Raw genomic sequence first — 17,191 nt, 5'->3', positions numbered from 1 at the left:
CGTGGTGTTTGAAGCCGGTATTCTGGTGTTCTTTGCCCTGCGAATGGGTGTGGAAAAGCAACAGACCCTGCAAATGATCACCATTGTCCACGAATTTGATCAGGACAAGGACCTGCGGGGACGGTTGCCGGCTCAGAATCAGAATGTCAGCGCGCTTTCGTTCAACCAGATGATGGAACAGTCCGGCGCGTTGATCCGGCAACTGCGGGAATTTTCCGGGGTACTGCGCCACAATGCCGAGCAGCTCGCCAGCGCCAGCAAGAGCACGCGAAAGTACGTGGAACAGCAGCAACAGCAGGCGGATCAGGTTGCCACGGCAACCAACCAGATGGCTGCCAGCGTTCAGGAAGTGGCGCAAAACGCGCAGCTGGCCTCCGAGGCTTCGGCTGATGCCTCCAGGGCGTCGAACGCCGGCAGCAAGGCCATGGACAGCGCCCGCACCATGACCGAGGCTACCAACCAGGCGCTGGGTGACAGCAGCCGTATGGTAAGCCAGCTTTCGGAGAAAGTGGAATCGATTGCCCGGGTAACGGGTTCTATCAACGATATTTCGGATCAGACCAACCTGCTGGCGCTGAATGCCGCCATAGAAGCGGCCCGTGCCGGCGAACATGGGCGCGGATTTGCGGTAGTAGCCGATGAAGTGCGTTCCCTCTCCAAGCGCACGCAGGAGTTCACCAGCGAAATCCGCACCACCGTAGACGAGCTGAAAAGTCTGTCAGAGGCGACCCATGCGGCCATGGAGATGGGCCAGAGCCGCTCCGGCGAATCCAACCGTGCGATCAGCGACGCGGCCGAAGCGATCAGCCGGATTGAGGAAGCCATCGGTGCGGTCAGCAATATGAATGACCAGATTGCTTCTGCCTGTGAAGAGCAGTCTGCGACGTCTGTTCAGATCAACGAGAGCATTCACTCTGTAGCCACCCGTAATACCAAGGTGGCAGAGGAAGCCAGCGGTGTTCAGCAAATGTCGGAGGAGCTTGAGCGCGTCGTCGGCGGTGTGGACGAGCTGGTTAATCGATACCGGGTTGACTAGAGCTCACCCGGTTCTTGCCATTTTCCTTGGGCTGGTAAAGCAACTGATCAACACGCTCCAGAATGCCTGAGGGTGTGTCACCGGGCCCGGACTCTGGCAAGTCCGCAGAAAGGCAGAAGTACGATAAATTCCTCGCCACCCCAGCGGATGCACTTATCGGTTTTACGGGTCTCTGCCAACAGGATGTTGGCAACGGTCTTGATAATGTCATCGCCCCTCTGATGGCCAAACCTGTCATTTACAGGCTTGAAATCGTCAATATCGGCCAGTGAATCGTGTGAGGCCTGCTCCCGAAGCTTCAGTTCCTCGAATACCTGATCGGTCAGATGTCGCCAGAGGTCCCTGTAGAAAACGTCGTCGTTTTTCCCGGACTTGAGCACTGACGGTTTGCGGCCGATCACTTCTGTCGGTGTATACCCGGTGATGATTTCGAAGCCCTTGTTGGCAAACTCGACCACCCTCCATTCATGCCATTAATTTCGAACATTCACGGGCCTGTGGTTGAAGTCTCGTTAATCAGTGCAATAGTTATAGATGACTTCCATCGCTGGAGTCTTTGCGTCAGTTTTCCGTTCAATAGTGGAGTGGGCTGACGCAAAGGCTCCCGCAAAGCCTTCCGGACTTTTCGGATAATGAAATAGGAGGCACCTTATGTCGAAACAAAGTCTGAGCAAAGACAGTCTCAATACCCTTTCCAGCCTTGAGGCTGGCGGTAAAACCTACCATTACTACAGCCTGCCGAAGGCGGCGGATACTCTGGGCAACATAGACAAGCTGCCCTTCTCCCTGAAAGTGCTACTGGAGAACCTGCTGCGGAACGAGGATGACACCACCGTGGACAGGGGCCACATCGATGCCATGGTCGAGTGGATGAAAAACCGCAAATCGGACACCGAGATCCAGTTCCGACCCGCCCGTGTACTGATGCAGGATTTTACCGGCGTGCCGGGGGTGGTGGATCTGGCCGCGATGCGTGAGGCGGTCAAGGATGCCGGCAAGGATCCGGCGATGATCAATCCACTTTCACCTGTGGATCTGGTGATTGACCACTCGGTGATGGTGGACAATTTCGGTGATGCCTCGGCGTTCAAGGACAACGTGACCATCGAGATGGAGCGCAACCAGGAGCGCTACGAGTTCCTGCGCTGGGGCCAGCAGGCCTTCGACAACTTCCGCGTGGTACCGCCGGGCACCGGTATCTGTCACCAGGTAAATCTGGAGTATCTGGGCAAAACGGTCTGGAGCAAGGATCAGGACGGGAAGACCATCGCCTATCCGGATACCCTGGTTGGAACCGATTCACACACCACCATGATCAATGGCCTGGGTATCCTTGGCTGGGGTGTTGGCGGTATCGAAGCGGAAGCGGCGATGCTGGGCCAGCCTGTATCCATGCTGATTCCGGAAGTAATCGGTTTCAAGATTACCGGCAAGCTCCGCGAAGGCATTACCGCCACCGACCTGGTACTGACGGTTACAGAAATGCTTCGCAAGAAAGGCGTGGTGGGTAAATTCGTGGAATTCTACGGTGACGGTCTGAAGGACATGCCTGTCGCCGACCGTGCCACCATAGCCAATATGGCGCCTGAATACGGCGCCACCTGTGGTTTCTTCCCGGTGGATGAGCAGACGATTCGGTACATGAAACTGACTGGCCGCGAAGAAGCACAACTTGAACTGGTCGAGGCCTATGCCAAGGCCCAGGGATTGTGGCGCCAACCCGGCCAGGAGCCGGTCTACACCGACAACCTGGAACTGGATATGGGTGAAGTCGAGGCCAGCCTGGCCGGCCCCAAACGCCCCCAGGACCGGGTGGCCCTGCGAAACATGAAGGCATCGTTCGAGCTGTTGATGGAAACCGCTGAAGGCCCGGCGGAGTCGCGCGAGAGCAACCTGGAATCCGAAGGAGGGCAGACGGCAGTCGGAGTGCAGGACAGCTATGAGCATGCCGCCAGCCAGCCGCTGGAAATGAACGGTGAAAAAAGCCGGCTGGATCCCGGGGCCGTGGTTATTGCGGCCATCACCTCCTGTACCAATACCTCCAACCCCAGCGTGATGATGGCTGCCGGCCTGATTGCCCAGAAAGCGGTAGCGAAGGGTCTGGAGACCAAACCCTGGGTGAAGACATCGCTGGCTCCCGGCTCAAAGGTGGTGACCGACTACCTGAAAGTGGGTGGCTTCCAGGATGACCTGAACAAACTTGGCTTCAACCTGGTGGGTTATGGTTGCACCACCTGTATCGGTAATTCCGGCCCGCTGCCAGACGCCGTTGAAAAGGCGATTGCCGATGGTGAACTGACCGTTGCCTCGGTACTGTCTGGTAACCGGAATTTCGAAGGCCGGGTGCACCCACTGGTGAAAACCAACTGGCTTGCCTCCCCGCCGCTGGTAGTGGCGTATGCGCTGGCCGGAAACGTCCGGCTGGACCTTTCAAAGGATCCCCTGGGCGAAGACAGGAACGGCAACCCGGTTTACCTTAAGGACCTGTGGCCGAGCCAGCAGGAGATTGCCGAGGCGGTGGAGAAAGTCAAAACCGACATGTTCCACAAGGAATATGCCGAAGTCTTCGATGGCGACGCCACCTGGAAGGCCATCAAGGTGCCGGAAAGCAAGGTATACGAGTGGTCCGGCAAGTCCACCTATATCCAGCATCCGCCCTTCTTCCAGGGCCTGAAGGAAGAGCCGGATGCCATTGACGACATCAAGGATGCGAATATCCTTGCCCTTCTTGGGGACTCGGTTACCACAGACCATATTTCCCCTGCTGGGTCCTTCAAGGCTGACACCCCCGCGGGCAAATACCTGCAGAAGCACGGTGTCGAGCCGAAAGACTTCAACTCCTACGGTTCGCGCAGGGGTAACCACGAGGTGATGATGCGCGGTACCTTCGCCAACGTGCGTATCAGGAACGAGATGCTCGATGGCGTGGAAGGCGGTTTCACCAGGCACATCCCGTCCGGTGAACAGATGCCCATCTACGATGCGGCGATGAAATACCAGGAAGAAGACACGCCCCTGGTTGTTATCGCGGGCAAGGAGTACGGCACCGGCTCCAGCCGGGACTGGGCTGCCAAGGGTACCCGTCTGCTGGGTGTCAAGGCCGTGGTGGCGGAATCCTATGAGAGGATCCACCGCTCCAACCTGATCGGGATGGGCGTGATGCCGTTACAGTTCCCGGAGGGCACGGATCGCAAGAGCCTGAAGCTCACCGGCGAGGAAACCATCAGCATTGAAGGACTGTCCGGCGATATCAAGCCAGGCCAGACCCTGAGGATGACGGTGAAATACAAGGATGGTTCCAGCGAAACCTGTGAACTGAAATCACGGATCGACACCGCTAATGAGGCGGTGTATTACCGCCATGGTGGCATCCTGCACTATGTGGTGCGGGAAATGCTGAAATCTGCGTGACGGTCAGGGACTGACCAGGGTCCTCTCCCTGGTCAGTCTCGCTGCGTTGGTTTGCTCTGGGGCAGCTCGATCCAGAACGTCGATCCGATGCCTTCCCTGGAACGAAACCCGACGGAACCTTTCATTCTTTCTATCAGTTCGCGGGTAATGGCAAGCCCGAGGCCGGTGCCGCCACCGATGCGCGTGTTCGAACCATCAGCCTGGGCAAACTTCTCGAAAATCCGGTTCCTGAAATCCTCTGGTACACCTTTACCAAAGTCGGTTACCTCAATAAGGGCATTGCCATCGGCCTGCTTCAGAGACACTTCAACTCTGCCCTGGTCAGGTGAAAACTTCACCGCATTGGAAAGCAGGTTGCCAACCGCCTGTGATAATCGCTGAGGATCAATGTTGGCATAGAGTTCTTTCGGCAGTTCGCCGTGGTGAATCCCTATACCGCGTCTGGTGCCATAATCCCTGTAGTTTTCTATGGTTTGTTGCAGAACATCCGCCAATGGCTGCACGTATGTATTGAACGTCATTTTGCCGGCCGCCAGTTTTTCAATGTCCAGCAGGTCGTTGACCAGATGAGTCAGCTGTTGGCTGTTACGATTGGCAATTTCAAGCATGTTTCGGGCCTTGTCCGTCAATGGTCCCGCAACTCCCGATGCGACCAGGTTCAGGGAAGCCGCTATGGAGGTCAGTGGTGTGCGCAGCTCATGGCTGACGGTGGAGACAAATTCATTTTTGAGCTTCTCCATTCTCCTGCGCTCGGAAATATCCTCTATCAATGACCAAATCAGTGGTTCGTCACCGGACTGTTCCACCAGAACGCCCTGAATCAGAACGGGGAATCGGGTACCGTCTTTATGAATGAATTCCTGTTCAAAGGGGCCATAGCGACCGCGTTCTTTAAGATCGGCTGTGCCCTGGAGCTTCCTGCTCTCATATTCCTCGGGTGTCACATCCCAGTATCCCATCGTCATGAATTCTGACCTGGAGTAACCGGTGAACTCCATAAGTGCTGCGTTTACATCACGGTTTCGCCCGCTGTAGAAACCGGTCAGCAGAATACCGATCGGCGAAAGTTCGAAAAAGGCCCTCAGTTGCTTCTCACTTTCCTGCAACGCCAGCTGAGCCCGCTTTCTCTCATCGATGTTGGCAATAAATCCGTGCCAGACCGAACTGCCATCTGGCCGCCGTTCCGGTGTGGCCCGGCCTTCGACCCACTTCCAGGCCTCCTCTGCCCCCTTGACCCGGTACTGACACTCCCAGACATCCATTAATTCCTGTGATCGCCGGATTGACTCGGCCACTTGATCAATGTCTTCCGGATGAATTGCGTCGAACGCCTTGCTGGCATCTTCGGCGACTGATTCCGGCGAAACGCCGTAGATGTTGCGTATACCTTCACTGCTGTAGGGAAACCTTGAGCGGCCGTCCTGGTAACGCTGATACTGGTAGAGCATTCCGGGCACGTTGACCGATAATTTTTTCAGGGTGTCCTCGTGGACATGTTGCTGGAGAAGGACTGCGATCCACTGGGCCAGCCCAACAATGAAAAGGCGATCGAGGTCTGAAAAAGGCGTTGCTCTTGGCAAAGCTGATGAAAAATTGAGGGTACCGAACAATTTCTCACCGAACTCGATGGGCGCGGCAACATAGGTCTCCAGACCCTGCTCGGTATAGCAGGGCTGATTGCTATATTCGGAACGGGCCATATGGCTGATTGCGAGGTGGTCGCGCTTCTCGAGCATCAGCGCGCAATAGGTTTTCTCTACCGGCATTGATAGCCCGGCCTCCAGTACAGAATGTTCCGGTGCCTGGAACCATCGGACGGTATATGTCTCTCCGTTGATTTCGCTGACGATGCCGGTTTCCAGACCCAGGTGATCCAGGCCCAGATCCAGAGCCATGGTTATTTTCTGTTCCAGGGAGCCATTTGCATCGAGTGCGAGCCTGTTCAGGGCGCTCAGAGTTCGCGTTTTGTGCAGTTGCTGCTGACGGGCCTTTCGCGCCTCAAAATCACTGATTTCCTCTTCAACACACCGTGCAAGCTCCTTGAGAAGTTCTTCTTGTGCAGAGTCAAGCGACCGGGAACGGGTATCAATGATGCAGAGTGTGCCCAGGCGGTACCCCTGTTGGTCATGGATCGGCGCACCGGCGTAGAAGCGAATCCAGGGCGGTCCTGTAACAAGGGGGTTATCGGAGAAGCGAGAATCAAGGCGGGTGTCTTCGACGGTGAAAACCTGGTCGCTGAGGATAGCGTGCCCACAGAATGAAATGTCCCGTGATGTCTGGCTGGCATCAAGACCCTGGCAGGATTTGAACCACTGCCTTTTTTCATCAACCAATGATACCAGGGCAATGGGGGCGCTGAATGCGAGTCTCGCAATACGCGTCAACCGGTCAAACCGCTCTTCCGCGGGGGTATCGAGCAGCGCGGAGTCCTCCAGAGCGTGTAGCCGCGCTGATTCGTTGGCCGGTGTTTCAGGTGCTTTCATTGGTCTGCTCCCCTGTTGAGCCGGTGTCGCGAGAAACCGGAACGTCAACCCAGAAATGCGCGCCCCGGTCATTGTAATAGCCAACAGCACCACGCATCAGTCTTGCCAGCTCGTCACTTATTGCAAGCCCCAGCCCCGTGCCTTTGACGGACCGGGCGGTGCCGGTTTCTGCCTGCGCAAATCGCTTGAAGACGCTGTCGGCAAAGGAATCCGGCACCCCGGAGCCCTGGTCGCTGACAGTGATTCGAACCCGCTCTGGTGAACGTCTCTCGGCCGTTATCTTGACGATGCCGCCCTGAGGCGAGTATTTGATGGCATTACTGATAAAGTTGTCGAGAATCTGTCGCATCCGGTGCTTGTCGCAAAGCAGTTTTACCGGAACACTTGCTTCAGACTCAAGCTGCACTCCATGTTCTGCGGCCATGGCGACATTGTCGGCGATGGCCGCATCCAGAATTGGTTCAAGGGCTTCACTCTGGATGCGTACTTTGAGGCTTCCATCCGAGAGTTTGTTGAAATCCAGCAGATCGGAAATCAACAGCTGTAAGCGTTCTCCATTTCGTAGTGCGAGATTGGCCATTTCCTGGCTCTTGTTATTCAGTGGCCCAAGAGTACCTGAGGAGAGTAGTTTCAGAGCACCGCTCATGGATGTGAGTGGCGTGCGTAGTTCATGGCTGACAGAAGACATGAAGTGGTCTTTGAGCTTTGCGAGGTTGTCCCGCTCCTCCAGCAGTCTGTTAAATGCCATTGCCAGGCTTTTGAGCTCGGGAGTGCCGGTTACCCTGAGACGCATCGCGGACTCCGGTTTTTCAGCCATGCGTTGTATCCGCATGGTCATCCGGTCCAGTGGTGACATGGTGTATCTGACCAGGACATAGCTGAATAGGGCCAGGATCAGGGCGATCAGCAGGCTGATTCCGGAAAAGCGGATAAAGGACTGTCTGGCCGGCGTTGTGGCCTGATCGTAGGGTACTGCGCGAACGAATATCCACCCCAACCTCTGCAGGTGATTGATCGCATATATAAGAGTCTGGCCCTGCCGGTTCTCAACCTGCCCGAAAGTAATGCCGGAAAGGGCAGCGTCGGTCAGTGGGTCGGCACCGGGGGGAGGTAATGGCCTTATGCGCTTTGAGCCCTGTCCGTAATCGACATACAGAAAATTTTCCGTATCGATGATTATCTCAATGCTCTCGGAATTTCGCAGGCCGGCCTGATCATGCTCCGATAACAGGCTTGTTTCACCGAGATCCAGTATGCCACCAACAAACCCCAGCAAATCCTGCTCATCGGTTTCGATCGGCGCCAGAAACGACAACAGCGGTATGCCTGTTGTGCGGCCGATTATGGGTTTGCTGACTATGGGGCGCCGGTGTCTCAGTGCTTCCTGAAAATGGGGGCGGTCCAGGTACTGGGTGCCAATCCGGTCGGGAACATAGATATTTTCAGCGACCGCGCGCGCCTCCTCATCGAACACCAGCAGACCGCCCGGCAGCAGGTCGCGAAGATTCGTTTGCCGCCCCAGAGCTTCCTCAAGGTCAGCAGGGGAGGGCAGGCGATTTTCGCTGGCTAGTTGTCCTGCAAGGGCGGACAGAGCATTCAGGCGGAGCTGGAGTTTCTGATTGACCCGGTCTGACGTTCTTTCCGCTTCCAGTATCTGGCGCTGGGTCAGCAAATTCTCGAAGTCTTTAACCATGCCCTGATAGGCAGTGGCGACAATAGCGATAACGGCCAACAGGCTGCCACCGATGATGATCAAGGCCACCCGGCTACCGAGAGAAAGAGGTTTACCTGGCTGCAATGGGGTTCCTCGCTGTTGCGTTTTGCAGGACAATGTTTTGTTATTAACAAAGGTTAGCGGAATTAGCGCCGTTTTATCATCAAAAGTTTGAGGTGTCAGACCTTTTATGGACGGAAATGCACCAGCGGGTGTCGCCGACAAACTTGCTCGCCTGCGCTTGAGCTTTCGTAAAAAGGCAGAAGGCGAACTCGACCTGTTGGCAGAGGTTGTTTCCCGCCTGTCTCGGGGCGAGCAGGCAGGGTCCGGCAGAGCAGAAGATATCGCATCGACCTACGGCATACTGCATCGGCTGGCCGGTTCCGCAGGAACCTTCGGATATACCGCGCTCGGTAATCAGGCACGTCGGCTTGAGCAGCGCCTGAAGCCTTTGGTAGAGCAGGACGAATTGGCGACGGATGATTTCAATCGTTCGGAGGCGAACACTCAGCCCCTGTTCGAGGTTATCGAGGGCATAGAAGGTTTGCGTTCGCTGCTGGATTTAACGGATGAGCTGGCGAAGGATGCTGCGGGAATCCAGGGGCACTCCAGTCGCAAAACCGGCGAATCGGATCCGGATATTCTGGTTATTCTGTGCGGGCTGCCGCAAGCGGAGTCGGTTTTCCTGGAGCACGCGCTCTCCAACTACGGATTTTCGATATCGCGACGGGGCGTCGATTCCCTGTCGATTGGAAATGAACCCGGAATGACAACGGTAGTGACCAGTGAGGAAAGCCTTCCCCGGGTGTCGCGGGTTCTTGAATCAATTGTATCTGCCGGCGGAGTGCCAAAACCACCGCTACTGTGCCTGGGGCACCACGATGATTTCAGAAGCCGCTACGCATTGGCGGATGCCGGAGCAGACGCATTTTTTCCGGAACCGATTGATGCGCCACAACTGGCAGAACGGATTGAGCGGCTGGCCAGTGAGCAGAGTGAGAGGATTTCCGGGAAGATACTGATTCTCGATGATGACAAGCATCTGGTTGCCCATTACGGAGCCGTTCTGGAAAATGCAGGTTTTCGGGTCAGGGCAGTCAGTGACCCTGAGGTAGTCCTTTCCGAGCTGTCCGAGTTTCGCCCGGATATCATGCTTCTGGATGTGCGCATGGGAAGCTACTCGGGAACCACCGTCGCCAAAATGATTCGCTTTGACCCGGAGTGGGTCAGCCTGCCTATCGTTTACCTGTCATCTGAGCAGGACAGGCACATACAGCTTGAAGCCCTGGCAAAAGGGGCGGATGAGTTCATCACCAAACCGGTGTCTGACGACTTTCTCGTCCGGACAGCGCAGATCCGCTGTTATCGCGCGCGACAACTCAACGAACTCCTTATAAAAGACAGCCTCACCGGATTGTTGAAGCATTCTGTGATCAAGCAGGAGGTTGAAAACGAGTACGCCAGATGCCAGCGAATGTCCCACGTGTCGTCAGTCGCGATGCTGGACCTCGACCACTTCAAGGCTGTCAACGACCAGTATGGTCACCGAACGGGTGATGTTGTCATCAAGGCGCTCGCCAACCTGCTCAGGAACCGCCTGCGCTCAACAGACCTGATAGGGCGCTATGGGGGAGAGGAATTCGCGGTCATTCTGCCTGAATGTACAACGGATGAAGCGCGGAAGGTGCTGGCCCAGATCTGCGTCGCTTTTGCGGATATATCCTTCGCCACGCCTGATGGAGATCTGTCGGTTACCCTGAGTGCCGGCGTCGCTGCTCTGGGCGAATTTGCTGCCGGCAGTGATGCACTGGATGCGGCCGATCAGGCACTGTATGAACGAAAGACATCCGGCCGCAATGGCGTAACCGTTTTCCAACAGGTCTGAAGCGCTAGCCTTATGAAAGCATTGATTCTTGAAGACGACGTATTGCTGGCTGACCTGATAGAAACGGTGGTTGACGGGCTCTATCCGGGCGGCGCCGTTTTTGTGACACCTTCTGTTGCAACGGCGCTGGAGCACTGGTCGAAAAACGGAGCTGATCTGATGATCATCGACTGGAATCTGCCAGACGGGTCGGGTCTTGATCTTGTTAAGGCTGTCCGCGAAAACGACGCGGATTCGGCGATTGTGATGATTTCTGGCCGGGCGGATCGGGATTCCGTGCTCAAAGCTGAGCACTACGGTATCAGTGGCTATATCAGCAAGCCTTTTGATGTCTCGTTGTTGCACGAAAGGTTGACGGCGCTGGTGGATCCCGACGATGTTCAGGCAGCAATCCAGCCGGATCTCGATGAGCTTTTACGGACCTCGATGGATTCTGTGATCCAGCTTCCTGCCGCGTTTGAAGCGGTGAAGGTTGTTGAGTTGCTTGAGCGCAGAGATGATCTCTCGGTGTCTCAGCTTACGGAACGTTGGAGCGCAGAGGTGGCTTTGGCAACACGACTGCTGGATGTGGCGAACAGCGCTTCGCTTCAGAAAACCGGTGAGCCGGTCAAAAATCTCAAGGATGCCATTGCCTCCATGGGGGTAGACAGGGCGCTGCAGCAGGCCATGGCTTTGTCGCTTGATATATCCGGGCAATTACGGGACAGCCGTCTTGCCGGGATCGCGGCCGGATTTGTTGATACATCCAGAAAAGTCGCCAGCGAGGCGGAGCGCATTGCGCTGAGAGTGGATGCCGATCACTCCGAAGTACACACTGCGGCTCTGCTCAGCCGGGTGGGAGAGCTTGCGGTGCTCAAGGTTATGCAGCAATTTCTGGATCGCAAGGGTTCAATTGCCGATGACCAGATTGAACACGGATTGCAGGCATGGGCGCAGAGTTACGGCAACCGTCTCAAGGTGCAATGGCACTTGCCGCTGCAGTTAAGGGAATTGACTGGCGCCGTCCACTTTCTGCCACGTGATGCCACCAGCGAGGCGAAATTGATTATGCGTGCATCTGCATTGATGGTAGACGGTGAGAGTCACGGCGAAGAGTGTCTGCGCCTGTTAAGGCGGTTGGGACTGAACGACCACAGTCTGGAGAGTCATGATGGCTGAGCAAGGCGAGGAACTTCAGCGAATCCTTTATGTAGAGGATGACGCCGACATCAGGGCAGTGGCCGAACTGGCCCTGGAAACGGTTGGTGGGTTCTCAGTCAAAAGCTGCAGCTCGGGCCAGGAAGCGCTCCTTGAAGGGCCCGATTTCGCACCCGAGCTGATACTTCTGGATGTTATGATGCCGGGCATGGATGGCCCCTCAACTTTCCATGCCATGCAGCAGATCCCTGCTTTGCAGGGCAGGCCGGTGGTATTCATGACCGCCAAGGTGCAAACTGAAGAGATAGCGTTCTACAGGGAACTGGGGGCTGTTGAGGTGATACCCAAGCCCTTCGACCCCATGACCCTGGCGGACCAGATACGTGACATATGGACATCCAAGGTTTGAATATGACCCTTCGAGATTCTCCGGAAGAACTCAAGAAAAAACTGAATCTGGAAACCTCCCGGATCAACTGGCATGACCTTCAGGTTTACTATGCCCGCGGACATGTTGTTAAGGTTGGTCCGGAGCTGGACTTGCTGGACGTCGCAGCAGAACTGGCGGCCGATAACACGACCCGCTTCGAAAGCTGGATGAAAGCAGGACAGGTGGGCGATGTCGCCCCGGATCTTGCCCGCCACTGGTATGACGGGAACACCGAACTGTGGGCAGTGGTGATTGCACCCTGGGTTCTGGTGCAGGACAGGTCCGGCCATGTGCTCCACTGATTGTTCAGGTCTGGCACCGTGAAACTGCATTATTTTCACGGTCGTGGCCCTCTGCGGGCACTGGTGATGATCCGGGATCAGCGCCGGGTCGAGCTTTTCATCAAACCCATTGGTGAGGAAACCTGGGCGCTGGTGGCACTCAGTGGCGCAATGGGTGGCCAGCCCGAGAAGCACCGGTGCCAGGGTCCCTATCGCTCAATAGCACGGGCAGAAGGGGTTTTGCGAAGTATCGCGGGCGCGCTGATGGGGCAGGATTATCAGCCCCAGCCCCACGATTACGTGGTCTGGTCGGTCATGGCCCAGCGCCTTGCTCGCACCATACGCGTTGACCGTAATTCCAGCGCCGGCGATTTCCATTTTGATCCGGACCAGTACGAGCCCATCGGCTGAGCTGCACCATTCACGAACATTTCCGAGGGTTTCATGCTGACCGGCGCATTGCTGATTCTGGCACCGCTTTTTCTGGGGTTTGCCCTGGCACTGGAAAACCGTCACCTGATGACGGCTATTCATTACAGCGTCGAAGGACTGATCTATTTCATCCTGGCGCTATTGGGGCTTGGTCTTGGCCAGATGGAGGGTCTGTCTGCCCAGTTGGGGGGCATGGCTGTCCAGGTTCTTGCTCTGGTGTGTGTGTTGTTGCTGGCGAACATGGCGGGCCTGTGGCTGTTCCATCGCTGGCAACCCATGACCGTCGAGCGCCCGGAAGGCGAGGTCCGTTCCGGCTACCGTCGACTGTTTCTCGCGGGCCTGAAGCCCTTGCTGGCGGTTATGGCCGGCCTGCTTGCCGGTTATTATCTGTTGCCGGACATGCCCATGGCAGAGCAGGTAGCGACCTGGGCACTGATGCTGCTGCTTTTTCTGATCGGCATCCAGCTGCGTAACGCGGGCCTGTCGCTGCGAAAACTGCTGATGAATCGTCAGGGCCTGGGCATTGCGCTCTCACTCACCCTGAGCTCCCTGGTGGCCGGGGTTGTGTTGATTCCCTGGCTGGACTTGCCATGGCACGACGTGCTTGCCATGGCCTCGGGTTTTGGCTGGTATTCCCTGTCGGGTATTGTGATTGGCGATGCCCTCGGCCCTGCCTGGGGCGGTGTTGCTTTTCTGAACGATGTCCTGCGGGAAATCATAGCGCTGGCCATTATTCCCCTGCTGATTGCCAGTCGGCCGGCCATGGCCATCGGTTATGGCGGAGCCACCGCCATGGATTTCACGCTGCCCGTAATCCGCAGTAGTGGCGGCCTTGCCTGCGTACCGGTTGCCATCGCTTCCGGCTTTCTGCTGTCGTTTCTGTCGCCGGTGTTGATGGCGGTGTTTCTGTCGTTGGGATAAATTGACGTGGTGCAGTGCATATTGCGGTTGTTCCGGTAACATGTCACAGAGTAAGCTTTCGATTATTGACAAAAGTTAATTGATTTCACATTGCCCGGAAACCCGATGCAGCGCCGTGACTTTCTTGGTTTATCAATAGCCACTGGTCTCTCTGTGGCCGGACTGGGTGGCTGCAGCAAATCCGGGCCCCTGGCATTTGGAATCCATCCCTGGATCGGTTACGAGCCACTGTATCTGGCTCGCGATTTTGACTGGTTGCCGGCTTCTGTCGCGCTCAGATCGGGCACCTCCGCCAGGGATTCAATGGACGGCCTGCTCTCCGGTGAACTCGGCGGTGCAGCATTGACCCTGGATGAAACCATCAGAATCTGGTCGCAGGGTACAGAGCTGGTGGTTGTAGCCGTCGCGGATGTGTCTGCCGGGGCTGATGTCCTGGTTGCCCGCCCGCACATTGCTGAACTGGCAGATCTCAGGGGGCAGCGGGTAGCGGTGGAACTGGACGGTGTTTCCGGCATTCTGTTGCTGAAGATTCTCGAGGTGGCGGGTCTTTCGCGGGATGATATTGTCGCGGTTGATCTGCCGGTGAACCAGCATCCGGAGGCCTGGTCGCGCAGGGAGGTTGACGCCTCTGTCTGCTACGAGCCCACGGTTTCGGCACTCGAGAGCGACGGCGGATTGCGGCTTTTCGACAGTAGCGCCATACCGGAGACCATTTTTGATCTTCTCGTCGTCACCCGCGACACAGTGGACAGTAACCCCGGCGCAGTTCGTGATCTGGTCGCGGGGCATTTTGCCGGCTTACGGCACATGGTCCGGAGCATGCATGATTCCATTTACCGGATTGCCAGTCGTCAGGGCATCCAGCCCGGGGACGTGAAGAACGCGCTGGGAACGGTGATGTTGCCGGACCTTGCGGCCAATCAGCGCTACCTTGCGGCCTCCGGGCGGGTGGAATCCGTGGCGCGCTCACTCTCCCGGCTGATGTTCGATGAGGGCATAATCACCAATGAGCCCGGGTTCCGTGGCCTTTGCAATACTGCTTTCCTGCCCCGGAGGGTGTCTTGATCGCTCGCCGTCATCGTTTTCTGCTGGCCGTGTTTTTTGTTGTCGGGTGTCTGACAAGTACGTTTGTCTCTGCCCGGGAAACGCTGGCCTTCGGCGTGTTTGCCTACCGGCCTGATAACATCATCCGCGAACGGTATGAGCCTCTGGTGCGCTATCTCTCCGATGAGATCGGTGTGGACGTAGAGCTGGAAGTGCTCAACCAGCAGGACATGAGCCTCGCGGTTGCCGCCAACAGGCTGGATTTCTTCCTAACCAATCCCAGTCACTTTCTGCTGATACGAAGCGAGCGAAGCCTGACTGGTGTTCTTGCCACGCTGGTCAGGCAGTCAGGAGAGACTTCCACTGCAAGCCTCGGCGGCGTTATTTTTACCGCGGCGGGGCGGGAAGATATTGATGGCCTGGAAGACCTTCGGGACAAAAGTATTGCTTCTCCGGGGGTTCATTTTCTTGGTGGTTTTCAGACCCAGGTCCTGGAGTTGCTGGACGCAGGGGTCGATATCCGCCGGAAGAATCGCGTGCGCTTCGTGGATACCCACGACCGGGTTGTCCGTTCCGTGCTTTCGGGTAAATCGGATGTCGGCTTCATCCGCACCGCTATTCTGGAGGAGATGGCCCAGGCCGACGCAGATCTCTTCAGTCAGGTAAAGGTGCTGAACCGTCAGGCGCTTGCCGGTTTCCCCTACGTTGTATCCACTCGCCTTTATCCTGAATGGCCATTGGTGGCCCTGCCTCACGTGAATGAGCGAGACGTTCGCAGAGTCGCATCCGCACTGTTTGCTATCGAACCGGAGGACGAGGCGGCGATGGCAGCGGGCATAACCGGGTTCTCCCCGCCTGCCGACTACCAGTCGGTTGAGTACCTGGCCCGGACCCTCCGTGTGCCGCCGTACGATCAGATGCCTCGGGTAAACTGGGTTGATGTTCTTAACCAGTATCGCGTCTGGGTTTTAATCATTTTGGTGCTGGTTGCTTTGCTGTTTGCCAGCTCATTGTGGCTTGGTCGGAGTAAACGCCAGCTGGCAGCCCAACAGAGTCGTCTGAAACAGCTGATTCGTGACTGGCCACAGCCTGCGTTGCTGATCCAGGATGATATCTTTGTAAATACTAACCGTGCTGCTGTCGACCTGCTCAGGTATGCCTCGAATGCGTCCCTGTACGGCAAGAGCCTGGTGGCCTTTTCTCCCGAGTTGCAGCCAGATGGCCAGCTGTCCAGACACAAGATGGAGCAGATCCTGGTACGGGTGAGAAGCGGGCTTGTAGAACGGTGTGAGTGGATGCTGCACCGTTCGGACGGGACCGAAGTCTGGGCTGATATGACACTGGCGCCAGTTGATGGAGAAGGTGAGAACGGCCCGGTTATTCTGTGTTCGCTTTATGACATCACCAGGCGCAAGCAGGCTGAACAGCGTCAGCGTCTGGCTGCCAGCGTGTTTGATCATGCCCGTGAGGCGATATTTATCACCGACAGCCACGGCATCGTGATTGATGCCAACGACGCCTATCTTGAAATCACCGGCCGGCCCCAGACTCGTGCCATCGGGCGCCTGCCGCCGCTGCCGATGGACGAAGGCAGTGGCATCTTTTCCAGTGCCCGCACCCATGGTTTCTGGTCAGGCGAGTTTTCCTGCAATCACCACAACGGCGAGTCTCTGGTTCTGGCTGTGACCATCAGCAGTGTGCGTGGGGACCATGGTGAAGTCTCCCATTTCGTCGGCATTTTCAGCGACATTACCCGGCTCAAGGAGCAGGAGACGAGGCTTCGGGTAATGGCTCATTATGATTCACTGACGGGGCTGCCGAACCGGGTTCTGTTCTCGGACCGGCTCCAACAAGCCATGGCGCTGAGCCGTCGGCAGGGTAGTAAACTGGCGGTGGTGTATATTGACCTGGATGAGTTCAAGCCGGTGAATGATGCCTTCGGCCACGATGCTGGTGACCAGCTGCTGATTGAAATTGCCTCACGGATGCGGGCGGTACTGCGGGAAGAAGACACCCTCGCCCGGCTTGGCGGGGACGAATTTGCGGCTATTGTGATCAACGTCCAGGATGAGGCCTCGCTGCAAGGGTTGCTGTTACGCCTTTTGGGCCGGGTCGCCGATCCGGTCCGTGTTGCCAGACACACCGTGGAAGTATCGGCGAGTATCGGCTATACCCTCTACCCGCAGGCGAAACAGCTGGATGGTGATCAATTGCTTCGCCAGGCAGACCAGGCCATGTATGAGGCCAAGCATCGGGGCCGCAACCGCTATGTCCGGTTCTCGGCACCCTCTGGCTGAGTATCACCGGTGAGCAACTCCGTCGCTGGTTGCCAGGCCAGAATCTGGAACAGGGTTGCGATCATTTCAGGGTGCATGGCTCCGGAGGTGGTTTTACCCTGAGCTTAGCAGACCCCTCCG

13 protein-coding genes are annotated in these 17,191 nt (G+C 56.7%); 10 read left to right on the top strand and 3 right to left on the bottom strand.

Going from position 1 to position 17,191, the window contains the following annotated elements; translation table 11 throughout:
* A partial coding sequence (locus tag ACESMB_RS00755) for a methyl-accepting chemotaxis protein (protein ID WP_372970716.1) occupies positions 1 to 1,036 on the top strand: 1,036 nt, incomplete at its 5' end.
* A 77-nt stretch (positions 1,037 to 1,113) separates the two neighbouring features.
* Here the strand turns inward: ACESMB_RS00755 and ACESMB_RS00750 are convergent.
* Entirely contained in the window at positions 1,114 to 1,494 is a 381-nt protein-coding gene (locus ACESMB_RS00750; RefSeq protein ID WP_372970715.1) for a diguanylate cyclase, read from the bottom strand.
* Positions 1,495 to 1,687: 193 nt separating this feature from the next.
* Between ACESMB_RS00750 and acnA the strand changes: the two genes are divergently transcribed.
* On the top strand, positions 1,688 to 4,447 hold the full coding sequence (acnA, locus tag ACESMB_RS00745; RefSeq protein ID WP_372970714.1) for an aconitate hydratase AcnA: 2,760 nt from the start codon (positions 1,688 to 1,690) through the stop codon (positions 4,445 to 4,447).
* 32 nt (positions 4,448 to 4,479) lie between these two features.
* Here the strand turns inward: acnA and ACESMB_RS00740 are convergent, their stop codons facing one another.
* Both ACESMB_RS00740 and ACESMB_RS00735 read right to left on the bottom strand, forming a co-directional pair.
* Positions 4,480 to 6,930: an ATP-binding protein gene (locus ACESMB_RS00740; RefSeq protein ID WP_372970713.1), complete on the bottom strand. Its 2,451-nt coding sequence runs from the start codon at positions 6,928 to 6,930 to the stop codon at positions 4,480 to 4,482.
* On the bottom strand, positions 6,917 to 8,692 hold the full coding sequence (locus ACESMB_RS00735; RefSeq protein ID WP_372970712.1) for a sensor histidine kinase: 1,776 nt from the start codon (positions 8,690 to 8,692) through the stop codon (positions 6,917 to 6,919). Before ACESMB_RS00735 ends, ACESMB_RS00740 begins: the two co-directional genes overlap by 14 nt.
* Positions 8,693 to 8,834: 142 nt before the next feature.
* On the opposite strand from ACESMB_RS00735, the gene ACESMB_RS00730 reads away from it, so the two are divergent.
* From ACESMB_RS00730 to ACESMB_RS00695, 8 genes are all read left to right on the top strand, one after another.
* Entirely contained in the window at positions 8,835 to 10,529 is a 1,695-nt protein-coding gene (locus ACESMB_RS00730; protein WP_372970711.1) for a diguanylate cyclase, read from the top strand.
* 12 nt (positions 10,530 to 10,541) lie between these two features.
* On the top strand, positions 10,542 to 11,687 hold the full coding sequence (locus ACESMB_RS00725) for a response regulator (protein WP_372970710.1): 1,146 nt from the start codon (positions 10,542 to 10,544) through the stop codon (positions 11,685 to 11,687).
* Positions 11,680 to 12,075: a response regulator gene (locus ACESMB_RS00720; RefSeq protein ID WP_372925444.1), complete on the top strand. Its 396-nt coding sequence runs from the start codon at positions 11,680 to 11,682 to the stop codon at positions 12,073 to 12,075. The genes ACESMB_RS00725 and ACESMB_RS00720 overlap by 8 nt, the downstream gene beginning before the upstream one ends.
* Positions 12,076 to 12,077: 2 nt before the next feature.
* The gene (locus ACESMB_RS00715) at positions 12,078 to 12,398 is read left to right on the top strand and encodes a DUF2288 domain-containing protein (protein WP_372970709.1); all 321 of its coding nucleotides are present in this window, start codon (positions 12,078 to 12,080) and stop codon (positions 12,396 to 12,398) included.
* Between the two features lie 18 nt (positions 12,399 to 12,416).
* Complete coding sequence (locus ACESMB_RS00710; protein WP_372970708.1) at positions 12,417 to 12,788, top strand: hypothetical protein; 372 nt, start codon at positions 12,417 to 12,419, stop codon at positions 12,786 to 12,788.
* Positions 12,789 to 12,821: 33 nt separating this feature from the next.
* On the top strand, positions 12,822 to 13,730 hold the full coding sequence (locus tag ACESMB_RS00705; protein ID WP_372970707.1) for a lysine exporter LysO family protein: 909 nt from the start codon (positions 12,822 to 12,824) through the stop codon (positions 13,728 to 13,730).
* A gap of 105 nt (positions 13,731 to 13,835) precedes the next feature.
* Positions 13,836 to 14,795: an ABC transporter substrate-binding protein gene (locus ACESMB_RS00700; RefSeq protein WP_372970706.1), complete on the top strand. Its 960-nt coding sequence runs from the start codon at positions 13,836 to 13,838 to the stop codon at positions 14,793 to 14,795.
* A complete protein-coding gene (locus tag ACESMB_RS00695) occupies positions 14,792 to 17,071 on the top strand; it encodes a diguanylate cyclase domain-containing protein (protein ID WP_372970705.1) in 2,280 nt (759 codons plus the stop codon). The genes ACESMB_RS00700 and ACESMB_RS00695 overlap by 4 nt, the downstream gene beginning before the upstream one ends.
* Positions 17,072 to 17,191 lie beyond the last annotated feature (120 nt).

This window comes from Marinobacter sp., assembly GCF_041686475.1.
Lineage (GTDB): Bacteria > Pseudomonadota > Gammaproteobacteria > Pseudomonadales > Oleiphilaceae > Marinobacter.
The sequence above is the reverse complement of the archived record's forward strand: the minus strand, read 5'-3'. Positions and strand labels throughout refer to the sequence as shown.

What these genes read in the sequence shown, in the direction of transcription:
- acnA (WP_372970714.1), top strand. Translation starts at nt 1,688, where the DNA reads ATGTCGAAACAAAGTCTGAGCAAAGACAGTCTCAATACCCTTTCCAGC.
- ACESMB_RS00740 (WP_372970713.1), bottom strand. Translation starts at nt 6,930, where the DNA reads ATGAAAGCACCTGAAACACCGGCCAACGAATCAGCGCGGCTACACGCT.
- ACESMB_RS00730 (WP_372970711.1), top strand. Translation starts at nt 8,835, where the DNA reads ATGGACGGAAATGCACCAGCGGGTGTCGCCGACAAACTTGCTCGCCTG.
- ACESMB_RS00725 (WP_372970710.1), top strand. Translation starts at nt 10,542, where the DNA reads ATGAAAGCATTGATTCTTGAAGACGACGTATTGCTGGCTGACCTGATA.
- ACESMB_RS00720 (WP_372925444.1), top strand. Translation starts at nt 11,680, where the DNA reads ATGGCTGAGCAAGGCGAGGAACTTCAGCGAATCCTTTATGTAGAGGAT.
- ACESMB_RS00715 (WP_372970709.1), top strand. Translation starts at nt 12,078, where the DNA reads ATGACCCTTCGAGATTCTCCGGAAGAACTCAAGAAAAAACTGAATCTG.
- ACESMB_RS00705 (WP_372970707.1), top strand. Translation starts at nt 12,822, where the DNA reads ATGCTGACCGGCGCATTGCTGATTCTGGCACCGCTTTTTCTGGGGTTT.
- ACESMB_RS00700 (WP_372970706.1), top strand. Translation starts at nt 13,836, where the DNA reads ATGCAGCGCCGTGACTTTCTTGGTTTATCAATAGCCACTGGTCTCTCT.